Origin of the sequence: Corynebacterium meitnerae (assembly GCF_027570075.1) — a bacterium.
In the GTDB taxonomy this organism is placed as follows: domain Bacteria; phylum Actinomycetota; class Actinomycetes; order Mycobacteriales; family Mycobacteriaceae; genus Corynebacterium; species Corynebacterium meitnerae.
The window spans coordinates 120506-145960 of the sequence record NZ_JAKMUS010000001.1 but is presented as its reverse complement, the minus strand read 5'-3'; the positions used below and the strand labels follow the sequence as shown (position 1 = coordinate 145960).

23 protein-coding genes are annotated in these 25455 nt (G+C 58.9%); 19 read left to right on the top strand and 4 right to left on the bottom strand.

Features of this window, described 5'->3' with window-relative positions; genetic code table 11:
* Nucleotides 1–34: 34 nt before the first annotated feature.
* The 9 genes from tatA to L8U60_RS00645 all read left to right on the top strand — a co-directional run bounded on the left by tatA (nt 35) and on the right by L8U60_RS00645 (nt 10403).
* On the top strand, nt 35–331 hold the full coding sequence (gene tatA / locus L8U60_RS00685; protein ID WP_269964467.1) for a Sec-independent protein translocase subunit TatA: 297 nt from the start codon (nt 35–37) through the stop codon (nt 329–331).
* Nucleotides 332–403: 72 nt separating this feature from the next.
* Nucleotides 404–1372 (top strand): twin-arginine translocase subunit TatC, encoded by a 969-nt coding sequence (gene tatC, locus L8U60_RS00680; protein WP_269964466.1) that lies wholly within the window; start codon nt 404–406, stop codon nt 1370–1372.
* A gap of 24 nt (nt 1373–1396) precedes the next feature.
* Nucleotides 1397–4168: a DEAD/DEAH box helicase gene (locus L8U60_RS00675; RefSeq protein WP_269964465.1), complete on the top strand. Its 2772-nt coding sequence runs from the start codon at nt 1397–1399 to the stop codon at nt 4166–4168.
* 38 nt (nt 4169–4206) lie between these two features.
* Nucleotides 4207–5301, top strand: coding sequence for a M24 family metallopeptidase (locus L8U60_RS00670; RefSeq protein WP_338026461.1), 1095 nt, complete (start codon nt 4207–4209; stop codon nt 5299–5301).
* A 27-nt stretch (nt 5302–5328) separates the two neighbouring features.
* On the top strand, nt 5329–6078 hold the full coding sequence (locus L8U60_RS00665; RefSeq protein WP_269964464.1) for an SDR family oxidoreductase: 750 nt from the start codon (nt 5329–5331) through the stop codon (nt 6076–6078).
* Nucleotides 6079–6100: 22 nt separating this feature from the next.
* Entirely contained in the window at nt 6101–7402 is a 1302-nt protein-coding gene (locus L8U60_RS00660; protein WP_269964463.1) for a lipase family protein, read from the top strand.
* 20 nt (nt 7403–7422) lie between these two features.
* Nucleotides 7423–7905: an FxsA family protein gene (locus L8U60_RS00655; protein ID WP_269964462.1), complete on the top strand. Its 483-nt coding sequence runs from the start codon at nt 7423–7425 to the stop codon at nt 7903–7905.
* Complete coding sequence (lnt, locus tag L8U60_RS00650; RefSeq protein WP_269964461.1) at nt 7905–9488, top strand: apolipoprotein N-acyltransferase; 1584 nt, start codon at nt 7905–7907, stop codon at nt 9486–9488. The genes L8U60_RS00655 and lnt overlap by 1 nt, the downstream gene beginning before the upstream one ends.
* Before the next feature lie 9 nt (nt 9489–9497).
* Nucleotides 9498–10403: a polyprenol monophosphomannose synthase gene (locus L8U60_RS00645; protein ID WP_269964460.1), complete on the top strand. Its 906-nt coding sequence runs from the start codon at nt 9498–9500 to the stop codon at nt 10401–10403.
* A gap of 92 nt (nt 10404–10495) precedes the next feature.
* Here the strand turns inward: L8U60_RS00645 and L8U60_RS00640 are convergent, their stop codons facing one another.
* Nucleotides 10496–10864 (bottom strand): RNA polymerase-binding protein RbpA, encoded by a 369-nt coding sequence (locus tag L8U60_RS00640; RefSeq protein WP_269964459.1) that lies wholly within the window; start codon nt 10862–10864, stop codon nt 10496–10498.
* Between the two features lie 153 nt (nt 10865–11017).
* On the opposite strand from L8U60_RS00640, the gene L8U60_RS10875 reads away from it, so the two are divergent.
* A complete protein-coding gene (locus L8U60_RS10875) occupies nt 11018–11365 on the top strand; it encodes a hypothetical protein (RefSeq protein WP_269964458.1) in 348 nt (115 codons plus the stop codon).
* Between the two features lie 31 nt (nt 11366–11396).
* Nucleotides 11397–12134 carry a YceI family protein gene (locus L8U60_RS00630; RefSeq protein WP_269964457.1) on the top strand — a complete coding sequence of 246 codons (738 nt, stop codon included), beginning with the start codon at nt 11397–11399 and terminating at the stop codon, nt 12132–12134.
* Nucleotides 12135–12228: 94 nt separating this feature from the next.
* Here L8U60_RS00630 and L8U60_RS00625 read toward each other — a convergent pair whose 3' ends face one another.
* Nucleotides 12229–13548: an SAM-dependent methyltransferase gene (locus L8U60_RS00625; protein WP_269964456.1), complete on the bottom strand. Its 1320-nt coding sequence runs from the start codon at nt 13546–13548 to the stop codon at nt 12229–12231.
* Nucleotides 13549–13717: 169 nt separating this feature from the next.
* Between L8U60_RS00625 and L8U60_RS00620 the strand changes: the two genes are divergently transcribed.
* Nucleotides 13718–15118, top strand: a complete 1401-nt coding sequence (locus tag L8U60_RS00620) for an NAD(P)/FAD-dependent oxidoreductase (RefSeq protein WP_269964455.1) — start codon at nt 13718–13720, stop codon at nt 15116–15118.
* A gap of 149 nt (nt 15119–15267) precedes the next feature.
* Nucleotides 15268–16338, top strand: a complete 1071-nt coding sequence (locus L8U60_RS00615; protein ID WP_338026460.1) for a magnesium and cobalt transport protein CorA — start codon at nt 15268–15270, stop codon at nt 16336–16338.
* A 13-nt stretch (nt 16339–16351) separates the two neighbouring features.
* On the opposite strand, the gene L8U60_RS00610 is transcribed toward L8U60_RS00615, so the two are convergent.
* Nucleotides 16352–16792 (bottom strand): PaaI family thioesterase, encoded by a 441-nt coding sequence (locus tag L8U60_RS00610; RefSeq protein WP_269964454.1) that lies wholly within the window; start codon nt 16790–16792, stop codon nt 16352–16354.
* Nucleotides 16793–16864: 72 nt separating this feature from the next.
* On the opposite strand from L8U60_RS00610, the gene gndA reads away from it, so the two are divergent.
* From gndA to L8U60_RS00580, 6 genes are read left to right on the top strand one after another with little or no spacing between them, the layout of a single operon-like run.
* Nucleotides 16865–18367: an NADP-dependent phosphogluconate dehydrogenase gene (gndA, locus tag L8U60_RS00605; RefSeq protein ID WP_269964453.1), complete on the top strand. Its 1503-nt coding sequence runs from the start codon at nt 16865–16867 to the stop codon at nt 18365–18367.
* A 49-nt stretch (nt 18368–18416) separates the two neighbouring features.
* Entirely contained in the window at nt 18417–19757 is a 1341-nt protein-coding gene (locus tag L8U60_RS00600) for a DEAD/DEAH box helicase (protein WP_269964452.1), read from the top strand.
* A gap of 12 nt (nt 19758–19769) precedes the next feature.
* On the top strand, nt 19770–21152 hold the full coding sequence (locus tag L8U60_RS00595; RefSeq protein ID WP_269964451.1) for a hemolysin family protein: 1383 nt from the start codon (nt 19770–19772) through the stop codon (nt 21150–21152).
* On the top strand, nt 21149–22210 hold the full coding sequence (locus L8U60_RS00590; RefSeq protein WP_269964450.1) for a hemolysin family protein: 1062 nt from the start codon (nt 21149–21151) through the stop codon (nt 22208–22210). The genes L8U60_RS00595 and L8U60_RS00590 overlap by 4 nt, the downstream gene beginning before the upstream one ends.
* The gene (locus L8U60_RS00585; RefSeq protein WP_269964449.1) at nt 22210–23085 is read left to right on the top strand and encodes a 3-methyladenine DNA glycosylase; all 876 of its coding nucleotides are present in this window, start codon (nt 22210–22212) and stop codon (nt 23083–23085) included. Before L8U60_RS00590 ends, L8U60_RS00585 begins: the two co-directional genes overlap by 1 nt.
* A 34-nt stretch (nt 23086–23119) precedes the next feature.
* A complete protein-coding gene (locus tag L8U60_RS00580) occupies nt 23120–24544 on the top strand; it encodes a vWA domain-containing protein (protein WP_269964448.1) in 1425 nt (474 codons plus the stop codon).
* A gap of 148 nt (nt 24545–24692) precedes the next feature.
* On the opposite strand, the gene L8U60_RS00575 is transcribed toward L8U60_RS00580, so the two are convergent.
* Nucleotides 24693–25277 (bottom strand): MerR family transcriptional regulator, encoded by a 585-nt coding sequence (locus L8U60_RS00575; RefSeq protein WP_269964447.1) that lies wholly within the window; start codon nt 25275–25277, stop codon nt 24693–24695.
* Nucleotides 25278–25455: the final 178 nt, after the last annotated feature.

The following is a 25455-nucleotide window of genomic DNA, read 5'->3' as shown; positions in this document are numbered from 1 at the left end:
GGATAGTTCGCCCCACTGTGTGAAAGGAAATCCGATGCCAAATCTCGGCCCCATGGAAATCCTCCTGATCGTCTTTGTCATCCTTCTTCTGTTCGGCGCAGCCAAGCTCCCGGACCTTGCTCGCTCCGTCGGCCGTTCCGCGCGCATCTTCAAGTCTGAGGTCAAGGAGATGCAGAATGATGAGGCACAGGCCAATCAGCAGCAGAACCAGGCCCCAGCACAGCCACGTGAGCTGACCAGCGGAAACACCGGCACGTCGGCTGCGCAGTCTGCTGCAGAGCAAAGTTTCTGGGATCGCCCGGAGAACCAGCGGAACAACCCGGCTAATTAATCCGTGACCTCTCCATCCACCGCGTCCCCGCAGAAGAAGAGGCGGCGGAGGCGGAATAACCCCGAGGGATCCATGTCCCTCGTTGAGCACTTGCAGGAGCTGCGCCGCCGGGTGCTGATCTCCTTGGCCGCCGTCGTTGTGGGCACCGTGCTCGGGTTCATCTGGTACCAGTGGGCACCCGGCAACATCTTGCCCCTGGGAGAAATCATCCGCCGGCCGTACTGTTCGTTGCCGGTGGAGCTGCGCGCTGACCTCACCTCGGATGGCTCGTGTCGCCTTATCGCGACATCCCCGTTTGAGATGTTCATGCTGCGCCTGAAGGTTGGCTTCCTCGCGGGACTCGTGGTTGCCTCACCAGTGTGGCTCCTGCAGATCTGGGGCTTCATCACCCCGGGCCTGCTCAAGAATGAGCGTCGCTGGACCCTCTCCTTTGTCACCTTTGCAGTGACTCTTTTCGTTGCGGGTGCAGTGCTTGCGTACTTCATCGTTGACCAGGGCCTGTATGTGCTCATGTCCATCGGTCGTGAGTACCAAGTCGGTGCCCTGTCCGGTGGCGAGTACTACAACTTCGTTCTTGCCCTCATCGTCATCTTCGGTGTCAGCTTTGAAGTGCCACTGCTCATCATCATGCTGAACCTGACTGGGCTGTTGCAGTATGACCAGGTTCAGGACAAACGCCGCATCATCATCGTTATCCTGTTCATCTTCGCGGCGTTTATGACCCCGGGCCAGGACCCGTTCTCCATGATCGTGCTGGCGCTTTCACTGTGCTTCCTCGTGGAGATGGCATTCCAGTTCTGCCGTATTCATGACAAGCGCAGCGCCAAGAAGAACGAGTGGGTCGACCTGGCAGATGATGAGGCATCGGGCCCGATTTCTGCGCCCACACCAGTCGGCGCTGCCACATCCGTTGGCGGACCAAAAGGTCCGGTACACGCGTCTGCTGCACCGCAGGCCCCGTCGCCGGTTGCTCCACCAACGCGTTCAGAAGGCATCAACAACGCCTCTGACACCCCGGGCTACTTCGACGACGTTCTCTAGCCCCCACCACGTAGGGTGGGGGACATGGAATCCGGCTCATTTTCTTCGCATCTCGACGAGTTTCGTGCCACCAAAAGCTTTCCCCTCGATGATTTCCAGGTGGAGGCCTGCCAAGCAGTAGAAGATGATCGCGGGGTGCTTGTGTGCGCGCCGACGGGCTCGGGTAAAACCGTGGTCGGTGAATTCGCCGTCTCTTTGGCCCTCTCACGCGGCACAAAGTGTTTCTACACCACGCCGATTAAGGCGCTGAGCAACCAGAAGTACCACGATCTCGTCGATGAGCATGGCGAAGATGCAGTCGGCCTACTCACCGGCGATACAAGCATCAACGGCAACGCCGAGATCGTGGTCATGACCACCGAAGTGCTTCGCAACATGATCTATGCCGAATCGCCGGCGCTTGATCGCTTGTCGCATGTGGTGATGGATGAGATCCACTATCTCGCGGACCGTGACAGGGGAGCGGTGTGGGAAGAGATTATCCTTAACCTCGACGAGTCCGTTCGCATCATTGGTTTGTCCGCCACGGTGTCCAACTCGGAGGAATTCGGCCAGTGGTTGGGCGAGGTTCGTGGGGACACGGAAATCATCCTCTCGGAGAAGCGCCCGGTGCCGCTCAACCAGTTCATGATGGTGCAGCGCAAGATCCTGCCGTTGTTTGAGCCTGGCACTGACGGTCAGGTGAATAAGGATCTGGAGCGCACCATCGAGCGCCTGGAATCCGGTGCAGCCAATGAAGGCCGCGATGATTTCCGTGAGGGCCGCGGTTTCCGTTCCCGTTCGGGCGGTGGACGCAGTGGCTATGAACGCCCTCAAGACCGTGTCCGCCCAGTGGGGCGCCCGGAGGTCGTGGAATCGCTCAAAGGCCGCGACATGCTGCCCGCCATCGTGTTCATCTTTTCCCGTGCTGGTTGTGACGGTGCGTTGTTCCAGTGCCTGCGTTCCCGCAAGGAGCTGACCACTCCCGAGGAAGCGGAACTGATCAAGCAGATCGCGGATGAAGGCGTCGAAGGAATCCCTGAGGAAGACCTCGAGGTTCTCAACTTCCGCCAACTGCGCACCGCGTGGTCCCGGGGATTCGCGGCGCACCATGCCGGGTTGTTGCCGGCGTTTAAACACATCGTCGAAAAGCTCTTCGTGCAAGGTCTCGTGCGCGTCGTTTTCGCAACGGAGACCCTGGCTCTGGGTATCAACATGCCGGCGCGCACCGTGGTGCTGGAGAAGCTGGTTAAGTTCAACGGCGATGCGCACGTTGATCTCACGCCGGGCCAGTACACGCAGCTGACTGGCCGCGCAGGCCGTCGTGGCATTGACACGATTGGTAACGCGGTGGTGCAGTGGTCGCCCGCGATGGACCCTCGTGCAGTGGCTGGGCTTGCGTCGACGCGCACGTACCCGCTGATCTCGCTGTTCACGCCGGGCTACAACATGGCCATCAACATGCTGCAGATGAATGGCTTTGAGGCCTCGATCCGGCTGATTGAGAAGTCGTTTGCGCAGTTCCAGACTGACCGCAGTGTCGTCGGTGAAGTGCGCAATATCGAGAGGAAGAAGGACAAGGTTGTGTCCTTGCGTGCTTCCCTGAAGGAGGAACTTGCGGAGCTTGGCCTTGACGAGGACATCGATTATGCCGCTGAGCTCGTCGAGTATACCCGTTTGCGCCGTGACCTTTCCGAGGAAGAGAAACGCTCCAAGAAGAATTCCTTGAATGAGCGCAACAAGGAAATCCAGCGAGTCCTTGGGCGCCTTCAGATCGGCGATGTCATCGCGTTGCCGTCAAAGCGCCGTCCCGAACTCGCTGCCGTTGTCGCGCCTGCTGGTAGGAAGGACGACCCGCGGCCGTGGATTACCACCGAGCGAGGTTGGTCCGGACGTATTGACGCCGCGGCCTTTGCTAATGCACCGGTTGTGGTTGGTTCTATCAAGGTGCCACATGACATCGCGCACAAACCACGCAAGCACACCCGCAAGGTGGTCTACGAGCTCAACCGTGGGCGTTTCAAGGCACCGAAGAAGCTGAAGACACAGGCACGCGTGCGGCCGTCGAAACGCATGCTTGAGCTTCGCGACGCGATCCGGAGCCACCCCATCCACTCCTGGCCCCCGGCGGAGCGTGAGCGCTTGGCCCGTATTGGTGAGGAGATCGTGCGTGAGGAACGCGGACTGGCTACTGCGCAGAACAGTGTGAACACGCAGACGGACACACTGGGTAAGACCTTCGAGCGCATCATCGGGCTGCTGACGGAGATGGATTACGTCGAGTTGGTTGACGGCGAGCCGACGGTGACGGAGGAAGGCGAACGCCTCGCACGCATTCACAACGTGTCTGACTTGTTGGTGGCACAATGCCTCAAGCGCGGGATTTGGGATGAGCTCGACCCAGCGGAACTGGCCGGTGTGGCGTCCATGTGCGTGTTTGAGAACCGCAAGGCAACCGGTGGTTATCCGGAAGCCGCCACCGATCGCATGGCTGATGCCATGAACGCTACTGACCGTATTCACACAGAGCTCACCAGTGATGAGCAGCGTCACCGCCTACCACTGACGAGTATCCCGGATCCCAGCTTCGCCCTTTCGATTCATCAGTGGTGTGCCGGCGCACCACTGGGTTATGCGTTGGCTGCTGCCGCGGAATCAGGTGCGGAGCTCACACCGGGTGATTTCGTCCGGTGGTGCCGCCAGGTCATCGATTTGTTGGAGCAGATCGCGCGCACTGGGTACTCCGAGGAGATCAAGCAGAATGCCCGCAAGGCAGTCGACGCGATTCGCCGCGGTGTCGTGGCTATTGGCAACTAACGTGCCCTCATTCGTCGCGGCGTTTTACGATGGCGGACATGATGCTTGATACCTACGCCCGCCGGATCACAGCCCTTCAGCAGCGCGTTGCTGCTTTAGATCTTGGTGGTGCCATCATCGGCACTGGAGCGGAGCTGGCCTACCTGACGGGCTCCTGGTCCACTTCACACGAGCGTCTCACGGCGTTGGTCGTGCCACCCGGGGGTTATGCTCGCCTGTTTGCACCGGCGACCGATGCTTCCGCAGTCGCAGTAGTCGGTGACATCCCCGGCGTCGTGGTGGAAACCTGGCGTGATGGCAACGAGCCATACACTCGCATCGCGGATCTACTTGCCGACGGCCCTGTTGCGCTTGGATCTTCACTCACCGCTGACCACGTCCTGCGCCTCCAGATGGCGGGGGAGATGGGGGAGACGGTGCTCGCAGCCGATGTGCTGAGCGACGTCTTCGCGGTCAAGGAACAGGAAGAGGTCGCTGAGTTGGAGAAGGCTGCGCGCGCCATCGACGCGGTACATTCGGCTGTGCCGGAGCTGCTCGTCCCGGGCAAGACGGAGCGTGACGTCGCCGATCAGCTTGAGCAGCTCATCCTCAAAGAGCACGCCACCGTTGACTTCGTCATCGTCGGTTCCGGCCCCAATGGCGCTAACCCTCACCATGATTTCTCCGACCGTGTCCTTGAGCCGGGGGATCCTGTCGTGGTGGACATCGGTGGCTCGCTGGCCAGTGGCTACCATTCGGATTGCACGCGTACGTACGCGGTGGAATCCATGCCGGACCGCGCCTTCGTGGCTGCCTACGACGAGCTCCGCGCAGCACAGCTGGAAGCATTATCGACGGCTCGTCCCGGCATGACCGCCGGCGAACTAGACGCCGTCGCGCGCGGCCGCATCAACCATGCTGGGTATGGGGTTTATTTCTCACACCGTCTTGGCCATGGCATTGGATTGGCGCTGCACGAGCCGCCATTCCTCGTCAGCGGCAGTGACACGGTTCTGCAGGAGGGAATGGTCTTCTCCATCGAGCCGGGTATCTACGTGCCGGGGCAGTGGGGCATGCGCATCGAAGACATCGTCGTGCTCGAAGCCCATGGCGCGCGCCCCTTGAACCTGGCGCCGAAAAACCTGCTCGGTTAACGGAACTGATCCATATAATCGGCAGGCATGAGTCATCACGCCAGCTCTCACAACGGAACACTTCTCCTCCTCGGTGCCACCAGTGACATCGGTGGCGAGATCGCAGTACGGATGTGTGCCGGGCGAGAAGTTGTGTTGGCGGGGAGGAATCCGGACCGCTTCGGCAACATCGAAAAGCGCCTGCTGGATGCTGGTGCCACCGACGTCCGGGCACTGGCTTTCGAGGCGACGGATCTTGCCACTCACCGCAGTGTTGTGGAAAAGGCCGGCATAAACGGACCTATCACCACCGCGATCGTGGCTTTCGGCATCTTGGGCGACCAGGAACGTGCGGAGCGCGACGAGGCCCATGCAGCGGAGATAGCCACCATTGATTACGCGGCGCAGGTGAGCATGCTCACTGTGCTCGCCGACGTGTTGGAGGCTGGCGAAATCTTCGCTTTCTCTTCCATCGCTGGGTGGCGGGCGCGGCGGGCGAACTATGTCTATGGCTCGACGAAGGCGGGGCTGGATGCTTTCTGTCAGGGATTGGCTGACCGTTTGCATGGCAGCCCACTCAAGTTGATTACTGCCCGTCCTGGCTTTGTCATCGGTTCGATGACGGAAGGAATGAAGCCCGCACCCCTGTCCGTCACGCCGGATCACGTAGCTGATGCCGTAGTTGGTGCTGCCCGGAAGAAAGGCAGCCGCACCATCTGGATTCCACGCCAGCTGCAGCTACTCGCATGGATCATGCGGTGTGTGCCACGACCCATCTGGCGCCACATACCGCGTTAGCCCCGAGATCAAAGGAGCCACAATGTCGCCGAAGACGAACCGATGCATTCGCCGTGCTGCCCTCGCTGGTGCATGTGCAGCTGTCGCCGCCGCCGGTTGGCGCCACGCCGCGTCAACGAAAGGAACACGAGGGTTATACGCGCGCACGTTCTTACCACTCGTGGCTGGTTTTCTTAAACCCCGGCGGAACCCGAAGGCACCCAGCCTCAACCATCAGTGGCTCACTGGTCAGACCAACGGCGAGCTCATCAGGGCGGATGAAGTACGCGTGATGGGGCTGAACTCATCGATGAACTCGGGCACCGCGTGGCGCATTGAATACTCGACGACGGATGCGGAGGGCCGTCCGCTGCTGGCTACGGGTCTGGTGATCCGCTCGAATAATCCATGGGAGGGCAGTGGCCCCCGTCCGGTTATCGCGCATGCTCCGGGTACACAAGGCACGGCACCGCACTGTGACCCGTCATATTCGTTGTCCGTATTCAGCGCATTCAGATGGCCCTTGGACATCATCTCGGCCTATGAACAGCCGGCGATTAACATGTTCGTCGCTGCCGGATGCCATGTTGTGGTGACGGATTACCCGCGCGATCCGGAATCAGGCCGGCAGCTGTACTGTAACCACGTTGCAGGTGCGCATGCGCTCTACGACGCAGTGCGTGCTGCACGCCACCTGGGTGTGGAGAGTGAGTCTCTGGGACTCTTTGGCTTCTCCCAGGGTGGTGGAACAGTAGCTGCTGCAGTCGAGGAGCCAGAGTATGCGGGCGATCTGCAGCCGAAGGCCGCGGTCTGTGGTGCACCTCCTTCGGATTTTGATGCCATCTTGGACCACGTTGAAGCAGAGACCGCAACGTTCGTTCTGCCCTATGCGCTCGACGGCATGATGGCAGCTGACCCGGCTATTGAAGCAGAACTTGCTCCGCTATTGACGGACTCGGCCCAGGAGCTCCTCGAGCTCGCTCGGCATCGGTGCGTGTTGGGAGCCATGCCGCATTCGGCGCGGCAGGATACGGCGACATGGATCGTCGATAAGCGATCTTTGCCCGACGTCATCGCATCTTTGCCGGCAACACGCGCAGCGATGGACACCATGCGGCTGGGTACGCGCCCGCCGCGCGTGCATACGCGACTGTGGGCGAGTATTGACGATGACATCATCCCGTATACCTCCACGAAGCAGCTTGCCGACGAATGGGGCATTGACCTGCTGACTCGCCGGCTGTTTCCGCTCTTGCGTTTCGACGTGGGCAAGCACCTCATCCCGTTCTTCATCTGGATGCATGATGACGTGACGTGGCTGATTGGCAACCTCCAAAAGGATTAGCGTGCGGTAGTGTTCACCGCATGCCTTTCTTTGTCACCTATGTCCTCATCGAAGCACTCGCCTTCTGGGGCGTAAGCAAGCTTGTCGGGGTGGGCTGGGCGCTCGCTGGCCTGTTTATTCTTATGGCTATTGGGGCCGTGTCCGCGAGCGTGGCCTTGCGGGCGGAACTGCAACGCGCATCCACAGGCGCGTCAACGATGGGCCAATTCGCGGGCGGAACCGCGCTTGTTGCCGCCGGATGGGGCTTGTCCGTTATTCCGGGGTACGTCTCATCACTGGTTGGCGCGCTTTTGGTCTTCCGACCTACCCGGGAGCTTGTTCGTTCGTCGCTGGCGCGTAGCTGGCAGAAGAAGATCGAGGACTTTGGTGTGAAGTTCTACAGCTCCACACCGATGAGTGGTTACTCGCCCACGTATGGATCGTTCATTGACCACGACGAGATTGAGCAGTGGTCCAAGGAGGCTCGGCCTGAGGACTTCGGTGAAGCAGGGGAGCAGCGTTAATGGCGCGTCCTGCGTTGGTTGCCTTTCTGCGCGTTTTTCTCGCTGCCATCGGTGGTGGAGTCTCGTACTTCTCCTTTGAGCCCCATGGACATGCCCTCGCTGGTATTGCCGGCATCGCGTTGTTCTGGGCGGCTCTTCAGCCTTGGCGCACCGTGCCTGGGCCGAGCGTGAAGGTAGGCGCACTGGCGGGCTTTGTGTACGCCCTGTCTTTGTACTTGCCGCTTCTGCCGTGGGTTGGCGAGTTCGTGGGCGCACTGCCATGGGTCGCGCTATCTATTTTCTGTGCCCTGTATTCCATCGTGACCGGTATCTTCGGCACACTCCTGGGGCGCTCCAAGTACGGCTTCATCGGCTTCCCATTCGTGTACGTAGCCGTGGAATACGCGCTGTCATCGTTCCCCTTCGGTGGATTCTCCTGGGTGCGCTTGGCCTGGGGCCAGATCAACAGCCCGCTGGCTAACCTGGCCTGGATCGGCGGCCCAGTGCTGATCACCTTTGCTGCCGTTTTGGTGGCGAGTGCCCTGGCTACTGGGGGCCTGGTGCTGCTCCGTGCGCGGCAGGACGGGCGCTCGCAGATTGCCGTGGCGTTTGCACTGGCCATCGTGCCCTTGGCGGCCGGTGCAGCTGCGGGGTTGAACGTGAATAGGGACTCCCATACCACCGAGGAAGTGACAGTCGCTGCTGTTCAGGGCAATGTTCCGCGCTTGGGCCTTGACTTCAATGCGCAGCGCCGTGCGGTGCTGCAGAACCACGTTGATCGCACACATGATCTCGCGGCGGACCTGCGCTCACAGAATCTCCATGCCGATCTTGTTTTCTGGCCGGAGAATGCCTCGGATGTGAACCCATTCCGCGATAATGAAGCACGGGACCTGATCATGGGCGCCGTGAAAGATGTTCAAGCGCCAGTCCTCGTGGGCACTTTGACGTCGGATAGCGTTGGCGCGCGGAATACCGCTGTCGTTTTTGATCCTGCTGAAGGGGCAGGGGAGAAGCACCATAAGAAGTATCTCCAGCCGTTTGGCGAGTGGATGCCCATGCGTGATTTCTTCCGTCGCTTCTCCTCGTACGTGGACCAGGCAGGTGACTTTAAGCCGGGTACCGGCAACGGTGTCGTGCACATGGGCGGCCATGTTGTTGGGGTGGCCACGTGCTACGAGGTCGCCTTCGACATGGCCTACCGCGATGCGGTTGCCGCCGGTGCGCAAATCCTCACAACACCAACGAACAACGCCACCTTCGGATTTACAGACATGACGTACCAACAGCTGGCCATGAGCCGGATGCGGGCGATCGAAACGGATCGAGCTGTGGTCGTTGCTGCTACTTCGGGTGTCTCCGCCATCGTGCATCCTGACGGATCCGTGTCGCAGCACACCGAGATTTTTGAACCCGCGCACCTGATTGAGCAGCTGCCCCTGCGAGACTCTGTCACGTTTGCCGTGCGTTACGGGCAGTTCATTCAGTGGTTGCTGGCTGGAATCGGGCTTGTGGTCATGCTTGCGTCGTTGTTCCGCGCACGACGGGGGTATGCTTCTAGGTTGACCGAGGAGCAGCCCGCGCTGCACCGTACCCAACAATAAGGAGAGACCGTGGCTGGTAACCCCAGTGACTCGACGCTGGTGATCATCCCAACCTACAACGAGTTGGAGAACCTTCCGCTCATCATCGAGCGTGTGCGTAAGGCTACGCCGGAGGTGGAGATCCTTGTTGTTGACGATAATTCTCCCGACGGCACCGGCGCCAAGGCCGATGAGATCGCAGCCTCTGACAAGCAGGTGCACGTCCTTCACCGCCAGGAGAAGACTGGCCTTCTGGGTGCCTATGTTGCTGGCTTCGAATGGGGCCTTGAGCGTGACTACAAGGTCATCTGCCAGATGGATGCGGATGGCTCCCACGCGCCTGAGGAGTTCCCACGTCTCTTGGCAGCCATTGATGCCGGCGCGGACCTCGTCATCGGTTCCCGCTACGTCGACGGTGGGGAGGCAGTGAACTGGCCGCGTAACCGCTACCTGCTGTCCAAGGCTGGCAACCTGTACGTGTCTCTCGCCCTTGGCACTGATGTTGCGGATATGACGGCGGGCTACCGCGCGTTCCGTCGTGAAGTACTTGAAGCAATTGACTTCAACGAGCTTTCCCGCAAGGGCTACATCTTCCAGGTTCAGATCGCCGACATCGCTGATCAGGAAGGCTTCGACGTGCGTGAGGTGCCCATCACCTTCACGGACCGCACCCTGGGCGAATCCAAGTTGGACGCCAGCTTTGCCAAGGACTCCCTCATCGAGGTGTCTAAGTGGGGCTTTGAGCGCCGTTCCACGCAGCTGAGCAACTTGAGCCATGAGATGGGCCGCTTGGCTAAGTACCAGTTCTCTGAGCTCGGCTTGAATAAGATCCCGCGCACGCTGTCGCGCGCAGCCACGACCGCGTCGGATCTCGCGGAGGAGGGCACGAAGTTGCTCAAGTACGAGGTTGGACGTCTGGTGAACAACCGCCACTAAAACTCTGCGCAAGCGAAAACCCGGTTAGCTCCACAGAGCTAGCCGGGTCATTTTTTGCTTATCGACGTCTCACTGGTCCGCCGACAAACCGCTTAGCTTTCCTGCTGTTCCTTAGCCAAGCGGGCAGCGGCGCGACGGCGCTTACGGAGCTGCTCCAGACGCTCCTCAAGCAGCTCATCCAGCTCGTCGAGGGTACGGCGCTCGCACAGCATGTCCCAGTGGGTACGCGGCGGCTTCACCGGCTTGGACTCAACACCTTCACCCTCCATGAGGGTGCCGGTTTGGCCGTTCTTGCACGGCCATTCCTCGGGCATCTCGGCGTCATCAGCGAAAGGAATCTCGAAGACCTCGCCGGAGGGGGTGCGGTACTTTGCCATCCTGCGGGGAGCAAGATCGTGGTCACGATCTGTTTCGTAGCTCACTGCGCCCATGCGACTACCACGTAGTACCCGGTCAGCCATGCTTTACCAATCCCTTCCTTAAAAAGTTACGGCCCAGACTCAGGCCGTGCGATCTACGAGTATAACGGTTCATCTACATAACGCCGCGTTAGCACTGTTTGTTCCGTGCCGATACCAAAAAGATTATTTCGTCACGCTACGATATTAGGCGCTATGGATACTAGTGGGGAAGTGCTCTCCGACTGCGAGTGGTGTGGTCGGCCATTTGAGCAAACACCAGGACGCGGGCGCCGCAGAAAATACTGCAGTGATTCCTGCAAGCAACGTGCCTATGAGGCGCGACGTGGGATCCCAGCACGCACACGCAATAGCCTCGAAGCTTTTGAGAACGATCAAGTCTCCGGGCAACGCGCTGAAACTATTCGTGACCGTTTGTTCGAGTTAAGGTGCGCCGCAGAAGACATCGCTACGGCGGCGAATGAGGGTGCAGATGCTGAGGAGATTCAGTCCTTGTGTGCTGAGCTAGTTACGATGGCTAAGAAGCTGGAGCAAATCCGCTAAACATTTGAGGGATGAAGGAAGGCGCGAAAGTATGAGCACGGTTGAGCGCGATGGTGACATCACCCGCGAACCGAAGAAACGCAACAACAAGCCGATCATTATTGGCGGCGTCATCGTGGTAACCATTCTCGCGCTGATCGCCATTGTCCCGATGGTGATGGCGCTGATGTCCACACCAGGCATTAAGACTGAGCCCATCGAGACCACAGGTGCTAAGCCGGCATCCACGGAAATGGATGGCACCTGGACGGTGCTGAACCGTCAAGGCAAGAACCACACCTCGGCTGGATTCACCTTCGACGAGTTGCTGCCAGGCGATGCCCGCAATACATCTGGCTCCACGACGAACGTGAGCGGTGAAATGGTCATTGAATCGGGAACTCTCACGTCCGGTGAGGTGACCGTGGATCTGACTAATATCGTCACGGACCGTGATGTGCGTGACGTTAATGTGCGTAGGAAGATCCTCAGCACCGACACATACCCAGAAGCGTATTTCACCTTGACAAAACCGACTGACGTTTCGAGCTTGCCGGAAGACGGTACGGCAGGCACCGTGGAGCTTACTGGCGACCTGACCATCCGTGGCGTCACTAATGAGATCACGCAAGAGTTCACGGTGTTGCGGACCGGGGATCACGTCATTGTCCACGCGGACATTCCGTTCAACCGTCTGGACTACGGAGTGGAAACGCCTGACTTCATTGCCGCAAAGATTGCGGAAGAGGGTCAGATCAATATTCGCCTCAACCTTGTTAAGAAGGATTAAACAAGCTCAACAGCGATCCTTCCCCTTTTGTCCGATAATGTACATTATGTCAAGTAAGGCGTGAGGGGAAGGATCTTTGCTTCAGGACCTTGCCCTAACGCGCTCCCCACCTTTGCCGGTGCGTAAGCGTGTACTGAACAACGTCCAGCATTCCCAACTCCGCCATTGCCTGGCGCAGAGCGAGCTGCCACATCCACAGGCGCCGATACACTGCATCGAACCCATCAGCGGCTGCTTCACGCAGCTGTCCCTGGAATGTGGTCAACTGATGTTTCAGCGATAGCGCTAAATGATCCGGCGCGTGCGTCTCTCCAACCACACGCAAACCGGTGTATTTATCGGCGATCCTTCGCAGCTCATCAGAATCCGAGTATTCCAACGATGGCCAGATGTAGGCGCGCAAGGATTCCATGGCATCTCGCGCGGGGCCAGAAAGCTTCTCTGTTGCTGTGACGCTCTGAATGACTGCCCTGCCATTCTTAGCCAGTAGCTTATCCATGAGTTGTAAACGCGTTCGCCGCTCTAGTTGCGGCAAGGTCTCGAAATACTCAGCGCACACGATGGCGTCATAGCGGCCGGCACGCCGCATAAGTGTTTGCGATGGATCTTCAGTCACGCTGATGTGTACGGAATCCGCCACCCCAGCCAGCGTCAGCCGTTCGCGGAGAGTTCGTAGGACAGCGGAATCAGTGACGACAGCATCCACGGTGGCTCGTCGTGAAGCTGCCGCAATAGCTACTGCCCCACCGGAACACGGGATCTCAGCGACTTGGGTGCCTGCGCGGACCCCAGCTTCGTCGAGAAGCATGCTCACGCTCCGCGCCTGGGCATCACCGAGATCATGCTTCATCGTCTCGAGCGGCGCCGCGAAATGCGTTGTTGCCACGAAATAATTGGATGGCTCCTTACCGCGTCCGGCGGCAGGAACGAAAGACTTTCGGCTCATGCGCTCAGTCGTGGGAACACCCGTGGAGAAATGACCAGCGAATGCACTCATGCCATCTCCCCCGTAACGAGCGACAAGCTCCGGTGGAATCTCCCCACTCACGAGCTTCGGGTCTTGCTTCATGTGTGGCGTTTTGGGTGAATACCCACTGGCGAGCAATCCCTTGAGGACCTTGACGAGGTCAGACGACGTGTCCGTGCGCCATTCACCAGCCATATAACCTTCTGCAAGACCAACCCAGCCCTTCAACGCGATGCGATCGAAGAGCTGAGCATGGTCGACAACGAGGTCATGTTCCCCATCGGGCGACAGTTCAAGGCCCGCCTGAGCGCAATGCTTAGCAAACTTAGCCTCCGCCATGCGAGCACGAATCCGCATACCAGCAGCTGACGGCACGTAAACAAGGGATGGCCAGCGTTCGGCGTCCACGGAATCTAGGTGGGCAAACTGAGCGGAATTCGAGGGCACGTCGTTCAGGATAAACCTTTGGAATGCCCCAAATGCGGAGCCACGACGTGACCAGAAAACAAACCGGCGTATGATCACAAGACGGATCTGCCTTATGGGGCTTCACCCAGGCTAAAACAGGCTCGCAATAAGCCACGCGCAAGAGAAGAAAACTTAAAGGAGTTTTTACATGTCCGACAAACCGTACCGTCCAGCCGGTAACCGCCACCACGTTGTCATCATCGGCTCGGGTTTCGGTGGGCTGTTTGCTGCACGCGAACTTGACGGCGCTGATGTGGACGTGACGCTGATTAGCCGCACGAACTTCCACCTCTTCCCACCACTCCTCTACCAGGTAGCCACCGGCATCCTCGGCAGCGGTGAGATTGCTACATCCACCCGCCAGATCCTGGGTAAGCAGAAGAACACCGACGTTGTGCGCGGCGATGTTACGGACATCAACCTGGACAATCAGACCGTCACCTTCACCGAGGGTGATTCCACTCGCGTCTACGAGTACGACTCCCTCATCGTGGCCGCCGGTGCCGGACAGTCCTACTTTGGCAATGACCACTTCGCTGAGTTCGCACCTGGGCTGAAGACCATTGACCACGCGCTGGAGATCCGTTCCCGCCTGGTGTCTGCCTTCGAGCGCGCCGAGGTGACCGAAGATCCGGCTGAGCGCGAGCGCCTCCTCACCTTCGTCATCGTTGGTGCTGGCCCGACCGGCGTTGAGCTCGCCGGCCAGGTGGCTGAGCTTGCTCACCGCAGCTTCCGCAACGAGTACTCGAACTTCCGTCCGTCGAGCGCCAAGATCATCCTTCTCGATGGTGCTCCGCAGGTACTCCCGCCGTTTGGTAAGCGCCTGGGCAAGAAGGCTCAGCGCGAACTCGAGCGTCTCGGTGTCACCGTGTACCTGAACTCCCTGGTGACCAACCTGGATGAGAACTCGGTGACCTACAAGGACATGACCACCGACGAAGAGACCACGATCGAGTCCTACACCAAGATCTGGTCCGCCGGTGTGGCCGCTTCCCCGCTGGGCAAGATGGTTGCTGATCAGGCAGGCCTCGAAGTCGACCGCGCTGGCAAGGTTCCGGTGAACAAGGACCTCTCCGTCGGTGAGCACCGCAACGTCTTCGTTGTTGGTGACATGATGAACCTTGACCGCCTGCCGGGTCTGGCCCAGGTGGCTATCCAGTCCGGTGAGTACGCAGCAAAGGCCATTAAGGCCGGCGTGGAGGAGAATCAGGAGCCGGATCAGCGCGAGGCCTTCGAGTACTTTGACAAGGGCTCCATGGCTATCGTGTCTCGCTTCCACGCTGTGGTGAAGATGGGCAAGGTAGAAATCGCTGGCTTCATGGGCTGGATCATGTGGCTGCTCGTCCACGTGTCCTTCCTCGTGTCTAAGCGCAACCGCATCGTGTCCATGTTCACGTGGACGCTTAATGCTCTGTCGCCGAAGCGCTACAACCTCGTGTCCACGCTGCAGCACATGCACGCTCGCACTGGTCTGCTCCAGCTGGAAAAGCAGGTTGGGGAAGACGCAGATAAGTACGTCGAAATCCGCGACACCAAGGGCGAGAACTAAACCTCGTTCCGTGGCCTAGCCACCACCTATCTCCACTCCCCTTCCGTCCAAGAAGTGGGGTGGAGATTTTTAGGTTGGGGCGCGTAATATCGCTTGCGCCTTAAAACTTTTCAACCGTTATCCATGAACACGATGAAGGGGGTCCCACAATGCCGCCGATGATTCCGTTGCCGCGTAACCGGAAGGCAGCTGTCAACCGTGATAGGCGCCCCCTCCCCGTTCCCGTCGAAAGGTCCGTGGACTTTTGCCGCGTCTTCATTGACGGAGTGAATCAGCCTGGGACGTACCAGTTCTCCACGGCAATGCGTCAGGTCCACGACATGGACAATGCCTATGTCTGGCTCTCATTGAAAGAGCCAAGCGTAGAGCAGATGGAACAGGTCGCTGCCGAATTTGGCATCCACGAGCTCATTGTTGAGGATGCGGTGACCGCTCATCAGCGACCGAAGGTGGAGCGTTACGGCAATCAGCTCTTCATCGTTGTGCGTACTGTTGACTACCGTGATGATACCCAGGTGACGGACCTCCGTGAGATCATTTCCACTGGTGAAGTGCAGATTCTCATTGGCAAGAACTTCGTCATCACCATTCGCCACGACGCGGAGCTACCTAACCTCACGCGCGAACTCGTGGAGGACCCAGAGATCTCTTCGCTAGGCCCAGCAGCTGTGGCGTGGAAGGTCGCGGACCACATTGTGGAGAACTACGCGCGCGTGACTACGTACCTGAGTGAAGACGTCGACGAACTGGAGAACGAGGTGTTTACGCCCCGGCACCAGATCAACATTGACAAGATCTACACGTACAAGCGCGAGATTTTGGAGATGCGCCATGCGATTGATCCTTTTGGCGCGGCGCTCCGTTCCGGTCTGTCATTGCACAATGATCTGCTCAGCAAGGAGCTGCGCTCCTACCTACGCGACGTGCAGGACAATGCCATGATTGTCACTGACACTGTGTCCGGCTTCGACGAGCGGCTGTCTTCGCTGCTGGATGCTTCTGTCGCGAAGGTATCCATGCAGCAAAACTCTGATATGCGCACCATTTCAGCAGTCGTTGGTATGGCTGCTTTGCCGACGATGATTGCCGGTGTGTACGGCATGAACTTTGAATACATGCCGGAGCTTGGTTGGCACTACGCCTATCCCGTTGTCCTTCTGGTCATGCTGGGCAGCATGGTGGCCATGTACTGGTGGTTCCGGAAGAACAACTGGCTGTAGCAGCTCGTGAGCTTTAGCGCATCACCATGGTGCGCAGCGTTGTCACTGCTGCGAGCTTGCCCTCATGGCGCATCTCAATCCGCCAGATTTGAGTGCGGCCACCAACATGGACCGGCGTCGCCTCCGCTTCGATGACACCGGATTGAACACTACGGATGAGGTCTGTGCTGTTGTTCATGCCCACGACAGGCGCGCCAGCAGCCAGGTAGCCGGCGAATGAGCCCATGCTCTCACCGATGGAGCAGAACACTCCCCCGTTGACAAGACCTGCTGGCTGGTGCAGGTGGGGTCCAACTTCAATCGTGGCTACCATCTTCTCCGGACCGAACGCGGTGAACTGGAGGCCGATGAAGTTATCAAACTTGGTCATCTGGCTATTCAGGAAAGCGAGTTCCTGCTCGGTCAGCTGACGGGTACGGAATTCTTCGAGGTTGCTGAAGTCTTTCATGTCCATGCACGAAAACTGTAGCAACGAAACCATTCCTAAGTGGCGTACTTTGACAGCGATCTTTGTATGCTCGTTTCTATGACTTCGAACGACGCATCGGCTCAGTCCGCTTCCAGCCCAGATGGTTCCACCACCGGTCTTGCTCAGATCGGCGTGGTGGGTATGGCCGTCATGGGCTCCAATCTTGCCCGTAACTTCGCTTCCCGCGGTCACACCGTGGCTATTTATAACCGCTCACCGGAAAAGACTCACGCCGTCATGGAGCAGTACGGTAACGAAGGCTCTTTCATTCCTTCCGAGACGATTGAGGACTTCGTAGCTTCGTTGGAACGTCCACGTAAGGCCGTGATCATGGTTGCGGCTGGTGCCGGCACGGATGCCGTGATTGATCAGCTGGTTGAGGCGATGGATGAGGGCGACATCATCATCGATGGTGGCAATGCGCTCTTCACGGACACGATCCGCCGTGAGAAGGAAGTTGCTGCCAAGGGCCGTCACTTTGTTGGCGCCGGCATCTCCGGCGGTGAAGAAGGTGCTCTGCGCGGTCCGTCGATCATGCCGGGCGGTCCGAAGGAATCCTGGGAGACTCTGGGGCCGCTGCTCGAGGACATCGCAGCCAAGGTTGATGGCGTGCCATGCGTGACGCACATTGGTGCTGATGGTGCTGGCCACTTTGTCAAGATGGTGCACAACGGCATTGAGTATGCCGATATGCAGGTCATCGGCGAGGCCTACCACCTGCTCCGCTACGCGGCGGGCATCGAGCCAGCAGAGCTCGCAGAGATCTTCTCCGAGTGGAACCAGGGTGACTTGGATTCCTACCTCATTGAGATCACGGCCGAAGTTCTGCGCCAGGTTGATGCGAAGACGGGTAAGCCGTTTATCGACGTCGTGGTGGACGCCGCCGGCCAGAAAGGCACCGGCCGCTGGACCGTTAAGGAGGCGCTGGATCTCGGCGTTCCCACCACGGGTATCGGTGAGGCAGTTTTCGCCCGTGCGTTGTCCTCCTCTCTGGCTCAGCGCCAGGCAGTCCAGGAGACCGGCTTGCCGTCGGGTACGACCACTGATCTGAAGAGCCTTGGCGTGGACAAGGAACAGTTCGTGGAGGATGTTCGCCGCGCGCTGTACGCCTCCAAGCTCGTCGCGTATGCGCAGGGCTTCGACGAGATCACCGCTGGATCGCAGGAGCACGGTTGGGACATCAAGCCGCAGGACTTGGCGACGATTTGGCGTGGCGGCTGCATCATCCGCGCCAAGTTCCTCAACCGCATTACCGAGGCCTACAACAACGATCCGGAACTGCCATCCTTGCTGCTTGACCCGTACTTCCGTGGTGAGCTGGAGAACGGTCTCATTGATTCCTGGCGCCGCGTCGTGGTTGTAGCAACCCAGCTGGGTCTGCCCATCCCTGTCTTCGCTTCCAGCCTGTCCTACTACGACTCGCTACGTGCGAAGCGTCTGCCTGCTGCTCTTATCCAGGGGCAGCGCGATTTCTTCGGCGCACACACTTACAAGCGCGTGGACATGGAAGGCACCTACCACACCAACTGGTCGGGTGACCGCGACGAAGTCAGCTCATAGCGCGGTTCGCGTTCCGTGATACACCGGAGGAAGCACTAGACTTCCTCCGGTGTCTACGTTTGCCCAGCTGGGACTGCCAGCCCCTATCGTTAATGTCCTGAACAACCAGGGCATCACAGAACCTTTTCCCATTCAGGCTGCAGCGATCCCGGATATTCTCGCGGGCAAGGACGTGCTCGGCCGTGGCCCAACAGGCTCTGGTAAAACCTTCACGTTCGGGCTCCCGATGTTGAGTTTGCTCGAGGGCGCTCCATCCCGACCGGGTCAGCCTCGCGGCCTGATTCTTGCACCGACGCGTGAGCTGGCAGCGCAGATCCGCCAGCGCCTGGAGGAGCCCGCAGCCGCCCTTGGGTTGCGTGTGATTGACGTCGTTGGCGGTGTCAACATCAACCACCACATTCGCTCCCTCGCCTCCCCTGTTGATCTCTTGGTGGCCACACCAGGTCGCGCGCAGGATCTCATCAACCAAGGCAAGTTGGATTTCTCAGCCGTGGAGATCACAGCGATCGACGAGGCAGATCAGATGGCGGACATGGGGTTCCTCCCCCAAGTGCGCAAACTCCTCAGCGCCACCCCGAAGGGTGGGCAGCGCTTGCTGTTTTCTGCGACGTTGGATGGGGACGTCGATAAGCTAGTGCGCCAATTCATGCACGACCCGGTGACTCATTCGACTGCCCCAGTTCAAGCGGCGGTTGATTCGATGGAGCACTACCAACTGCTCGTGGGCTCGCGTGAGGCGCGCAATGAGATCGTCCCTTACATCGCTGCGCGCGAGGGTAAAACCGTCATGTTCATGCGCACGAAGCACGGCGTGGACCGACAGGTGAAGAAGCTACGCCGTGTGGGCATTAATGCGCATCCGCTGCATGGCGATAAGGGGCAAGGCGCGCGTACGCGCGCGATCGAGGGTTTCGCCGACGGGTCGATTCCAGTTCTCGTTGCCACCGATATTGCTGCCCGTGGCATTGACATTTCTGACGTCTCCCTCGTCGTGCACATCGACCCGCCTGCTGAACATAAGGCCTACCTCCATCGCGCCGGTCGAACAGCGAGAGCGGGTACGTCAGGCACGGTGGTCACTCTGGTCATGGATGATCAACGCAAGGAAGTTGATCACCTCTTGCTAAAGGCAGGAGTTGACGCCACGAAGGTTCAGGTCACTGCTGGAGAGGCAAAATTAGCTAAGATTACGGGAGCGAGAAAACCTACGGGTAGTCCGTTGCCCCCACCAGGACAGCAGGCTCAAGCAGGACAACCCTCGTCCACCAAGAACCGTTCGGCGCGCGGCAACAATCGTCGGCGTGGTGGAAACCAACGCAATTACTCAGGCGCACGCCGCCAGAAAAGGAGTTCAGGGCGCAATAACAGCGGCAGAAACCGCTCGTCTTAGTGCCCAAATCTCATGGACGTTCTCATATCCATCCTCGCCCTCCTGGGCTTTATTCTCCTCACGGCCTCAACCGGTCTTTTTGTTGCTATCGAATTCGCCATGACAGGCCTAGAACGTTCAGTTCTAGAAGCCCATGTCCAAGAAAAAGGCGATAAAACTGCCAAGGCTGTACAGCGGGACCATTCCAACCTTTCTTTCGTCCTGTCGGGTGCCCAACTTGGTATCACTCTGACAACCTTGGCCACTGGTTTCTTGGCGGAACCAGTCTTGGCACGGTTCTTTGGCCCGGCATTGGAGCTTGTTGGCCTGAACGAGTCCGCCTCGAGCGCTGTAGCGATCGTTCTGGCGCTGATGGTGGCAACCATCCTGTCCATGGTGTTTGGTGAGTTGGTGCCCAAGAACATCGCGATCACGAACCCATTGGGAACAGCACGCTTCGTTGTCCCTCCGGTCAACGCTTTTAACACCGTGTTCGCCTGGTTCATCAAGGCCATGAACGCTGCGGCCAACTGGTTCGTACGCAAGATGGGTATTGAACCAGCAGATGAGCTTGCCTCCGCTCGTTCCGGTCCGGAGCTCGGCGCAATGGTGCGCAGCTCTGCTCAGGCGGGTGGGTTGGATGAAGAGACCGCCCGGATGATTGACCGCTCCTTGCAGTTCGGCGAGACCACTGCAGAAGAAGTGATGACGCCGCGTTCTACCGTCGATTCCCTCGATGCAGAAGACACGGTTAGTGATCTCATTGCACTCGCAATGGAGACGGGTCATTCCCGCTTCCCTGTCCGCCGCGGGGACCTCGATGACACCATCGGGCTCGTCCACATCAAAGACGCTTTCTCGGTCGACCGAGAGCTTCGCGCCACAACAAAGGTGGAGGAACTGGCTAAGCCAATTACTACGGTGCCAGGCACTCTTGATGGTGATGCTGTGCTCAATCAGGTCCGGTCTGCCGGATCCCAGGTGGTGCTTGTCGCCGATGAATACGGTGGCACGCAAGGCCTGGTGACCATTGAGGATGTTGTCGAGGAGATCCTCGGCGAAGTCTATGACGAATACGATGACCGTGAATCTGAGCGTGACTTCCAGCGCTTTGGATCATCGTGGGAAGTGTCGGGGCTTGTGCGACTGGATGAATTGAGTGAGCGCATCAGCTACCTCGCCCCGGATGGCCCTTACGAGACGTTGGGTGGGCTGATCATGTTTGCTTTGGGCCGCATCCCGGAGGTTGGGGACACAGTTGTGTTGCCCCGAACGGAGCATGAAGTCAGCGAAGACTTTGAGACAGGTAATGCGGGCGCATGGGTTGCTCGTGTGACCCAGATGGACGGGCGCCGCCTGGACAAGGCAATTCTTACGCCTATCGCCCATGAGGACGTTGCGAGGTACCAGTCATGAGTATTGGATTAGCAGCTCTTCTCATCATCGTTTTGCTCGCGGCGAACGCCTTCTTCGTCGCCGCTGAGTTCGCGCTCGTGTCCTCACGTCGTGACCGCTTGGAGTCCATGATTGCCCAGGGCAAGCGTGGCGCGAAGAGGCCTTTGGAAGCTTCGGAGCACCTTTCGCTGTATCTGGCTGGCGCGCAGTTTGGTATCACGATTGCCTCCCTGATCCTGGGTAAGGTCGCGGAACCCGCTATTGCCCACTTCTTGGAGCGCCCCTTCGATTACATCGGTGTGCCAGACAACCTGGTGCACCCACTGTCGTTTGTTATTGCTCTGCTGTTCATCACGGTCTTGCACATCATCTTCGGTGAAATGGTGCCTAAGAACGTAGCCATCGCCGGCCCTGAGACGCTGGCAGTGTGGCTCACACCGCCGATGGACCTGTGGGTGAAGATCACGCGGCCGCTCATTTATGGTTTGAACGAAATTGCGCGCTTTACGCTGCGCCTGTTCGGTATTGAGCAGCGCGATGAGCTCGATGCCACGGTCGACCAGGAACAGCTCGCATCCATGATTATGGAGTCTCGTGAGGAAGGCCTTTTGGACGCTGAGGAGACTTTGCGCCTTGCCAAGGCGCTGAAGTCTGAGTCGCGCAACCTGAAGGAAGTGATGATCCCGCTGGATCAGCTGGTTACCCTCCCCTACTCCCGCAGCGGAATTCCGCTTTCCACATTGGAGGCTGCCGTGCGCGAAACCGGCTACTCGCGTTTCCCCGTGGAAGGTGTAGGCGGTGCACTGGTCGGCTATATCCACGTGAAGGATGTGCTGGATCTTCTTGGCACTGATGAATCAGATATCGATGACCCAGTCATTCCGTATCACCGCGTACGTAGGCTGAGCATTGTCGACGGCTCCGGCAGCCTCGACGACGCCTTGACCTCCATGCACCGCCGATCCGCCCACATGGCGCAGGTTCGCGATAACGGTGAACTCGTCGGAGTATTGGCCCTCGAGGACCTCATTGAGGAGTATGTGGGCACCGTGACGGACTGGACACACGAGGAAAGCTAGTGGACCTTTTCGTCCTGCCCCGCGAGGAATGGGAATGTGCATCAGCCGCCCATGAAGAACGGGCCCGGCAGTGGATCGAGCCGAATCTTCAGCGCCGTTCACGCGGGGAAAAGCACCCTATCTGGGACTTCCTCTTTGATTACTATGCTGTGCGCCCAACACACCTTTACCGGTGGCATCCGGGTCTCGGCACTGCATTAGCTGATGCTTCTCATGGGCCTCACGCCCAGTGGCGGGACTACATCGAAGAAGCCGACGGAACAGTCCACGTGGATGCAACCAGCTTCGTCGAGCACCGCGGAAAGAACCTCGCGGAGACCCACGCTCTCCTCACCGCTATGAAAGGAAATCGCCCGCAGTTTGATTGCTTCGGGCTTCACGAATGGGCCATGGTGTACCGTACCCGCACGCCACGACATGATTTACCGCTGCGCCTCGGTTCAGCAGGTACGGACAAAGTTGTTGAATCGCACACGCTGAAGTGCACCCACTTTGATGCGTATCGGTTCTTCACGCCACCAGCAAAACCACTGAACCTCACGGTTCTCAACAATGATGATCGTCCGGCCCACGACCAGTGCGCTTGCCTTCACGCGGGGATGGACCTGTTCAAATGGGCATTCAAGGCTGGACCGTTGATTCCAGGTTCGCTGTTGCTCGACTGTCTCGAGCTCGCCATGGATATTCGCCTCCTCGACATGGAGGCCTCTCCGTACGATTGTCGGCCCCTTGGATATGGCGTTGTGCCGATTGAGACGGCGGAGGGGAAGGCGGAGTACGTCGCTAAGCAACGAGCTTTTGCAGAGCGGGCTGAACCTTTGCGACACCAGCTGGTGACCTTCTACGGGCGCGCGCTTTCAACAGTTAAGCTGTAGTGCGGAAACTCGCTGCACGAAAGGGACCATTCGCATGGGACGCCACTCCTCCGGGAAGAATAACTACAGGCTGTCGAAGGGCCTTGTTGCTCTTCTAGTGATCATTGCGCTTGTCGTAGCATTCATCTTCTTCAACCGCAGTAGAAGCGATGAGAAGGTTAATGCGGGCAGCGAGGAGCAACAGTCCTGCGTCGCGGGGGACCTCGCACTCCCCATCACCGCCTCTTCGCCAGAGGTGGGGCGCATGCTTATCGACGCTTACTCGGAGACCAACCCCATCGTCCGCGACCACTGCGTCCGCCCCGTGTATGTTGATCAGTTCGCGGACGCTGCAGTTTACGTGGCACCGAACACCTCCATCTCTCACTCCGAGCTCGAAGCAGCAGGTCGCGCAGCGGCGACCAATGAGCCAGTGACTGTTGCTTCTATCCCGGCGGGTCTCGCTGGTTCGACTGAGGTGAACCCTGAGACCGTTGACCTGGCCACCGTGGACTTCCCTACTGGCGACCAGCCAGAGGCCTCTGCCCTCGTTGCTGCGAAGCTCGCACCGTCTGAGAACGATGCCGTGGCAGCACTGACCAACCAGCACATTGAGTCCACGAAGCAGGCCCAGCTGAATTCCATGCGCCTTATCGCTACCGCAGAAAATGCTGTGCCCGAAGGTTTCTCCTTCACTCCTGTTGATGGAGCTGACATCGTCTACTCAGCTATCCCTCTGACGACTTCCGACAACGTCACCGAGGACCAAGCTCGTGCTGGCCAGGCTTTCGCTGACACCACCGGCAAGCTGTTTGAGGGCGATGGTGCCGCCAAGCTCCCCGCCATCGCTGAATCTGTCTGGGCTGCTGCACTGCCTGAAGGTGGCCGGGTGAAAACTGATGCCGAATCTTCTGAGGCGCCGAACACCAACGCTGCAGACGCTGCAGACGCGACTGACACCCTCTTTGTTCTGGACACCTCCACGGGCATGACTGAGTACGCCACCGCCGCTGAGGAAGGTATCTCCGAAGCAGCGCAGACGCTCGCAGCGGAGGGTCACCGCGTTGGTCTGTGGAACTACTCCTCCCCTCTTTCCCCTGGTGTGACGAAGGGCTACCGCGCCAACGTGGCGCTGGTGAACGATGGCGCTCAGATTGCAGCAACGGTCACGCGTTTCCTCAATGATGGATCGCCGCAGACCCGCGAAGCTGTGCTTGCCGCTGTCGACTACGCCCAGACTCAGGCTTCTGCCGACAACCCGGTCCGGATCGTCCTCATCACTTCGGGCACAGCAGATAGCGCAACCTCGATCGCTGATGTTGTCAAGCAGGCTTCCGAGTCCAATGTTGAACTCACTGTTGTCCACGTTGGTGGTGCCGAGCAGGACCAAGAAGTGGCCTCTGCAGCGAAGTCGACTTCCACGGCTGCCAATGCGGGCGAGGTAACCAGCGCCATCAAGCGCGCTGCAGGTGCGCGTTAATTCGCACCATCCGAGAAATCTGACGGTCGGGAAATGCGACCTGCATAGACAGCGAGGCAGTGCCCTCGAGTTGTCAGATTTCTCGAGACGAAGAAAGCCCACCCGGCAATGAGGCCGAGTGGGCGAACGTTTAAGTAGTGGTGCGCGCTTAGGAGCTACGACGACGACGGCGGTCAGCCAGCTCGTCCAGTGCGACGACATTGTCAGAGTCTGCTTCGGACTCGAAGTCGCCGATACGCTCGGATGGGAATGCAGAGATGGTGCCGGTGAGGTCCTTAACGATCTGCGGGACCGCAATAGCAAACACGCCCTGACCGCCGCCGAGGAGGTCGATGATCTCGTCATTGCTACGGCATTCGTACACCGTGGCGCCATCAGAGACGAGGGTGATCTCGGAGATCTCACCCACACCGCGGTCACGCAGGTTATCCACTGCGAGACGGATGTTCTGCAGAGAGATACCGGTGTCCAGCAGGCCCTTCACGATCTTGAGGACGAGAATGTCCTTGAAGGAGTACAAGCGCTGCGAGCCGGACCCCGTCGCATTACGGATGGACGGTCGCACCAGGTCGGTGCGTGCCCAGTAGTCGAGCTGGCGGTACGTGATGCCGGCGACCTGGCATGCGATCGGCACACGGTAGCCGACCTCGTCGGAGGGGCCCAGGTCAAACAGTGTCTCCTGGACCGGAGCTTCGATCTCGCCGTCGGCGGCGTAGGTGTCAAACGTACTCACGTAATTACTCCCATGAAGTTTCAAAAGGGGCGCACTAGCTATTTAATGCCAAGCTTAAGCTTCGGTCAATACTTCGACGTGCAACACGCCGTAACTTAAACCTCTACTTTAAGTTTAGACCTATCTTGCACCATTGTCATCTTAAATAACAACGGTCGCATTAGTAACACTAGTAACA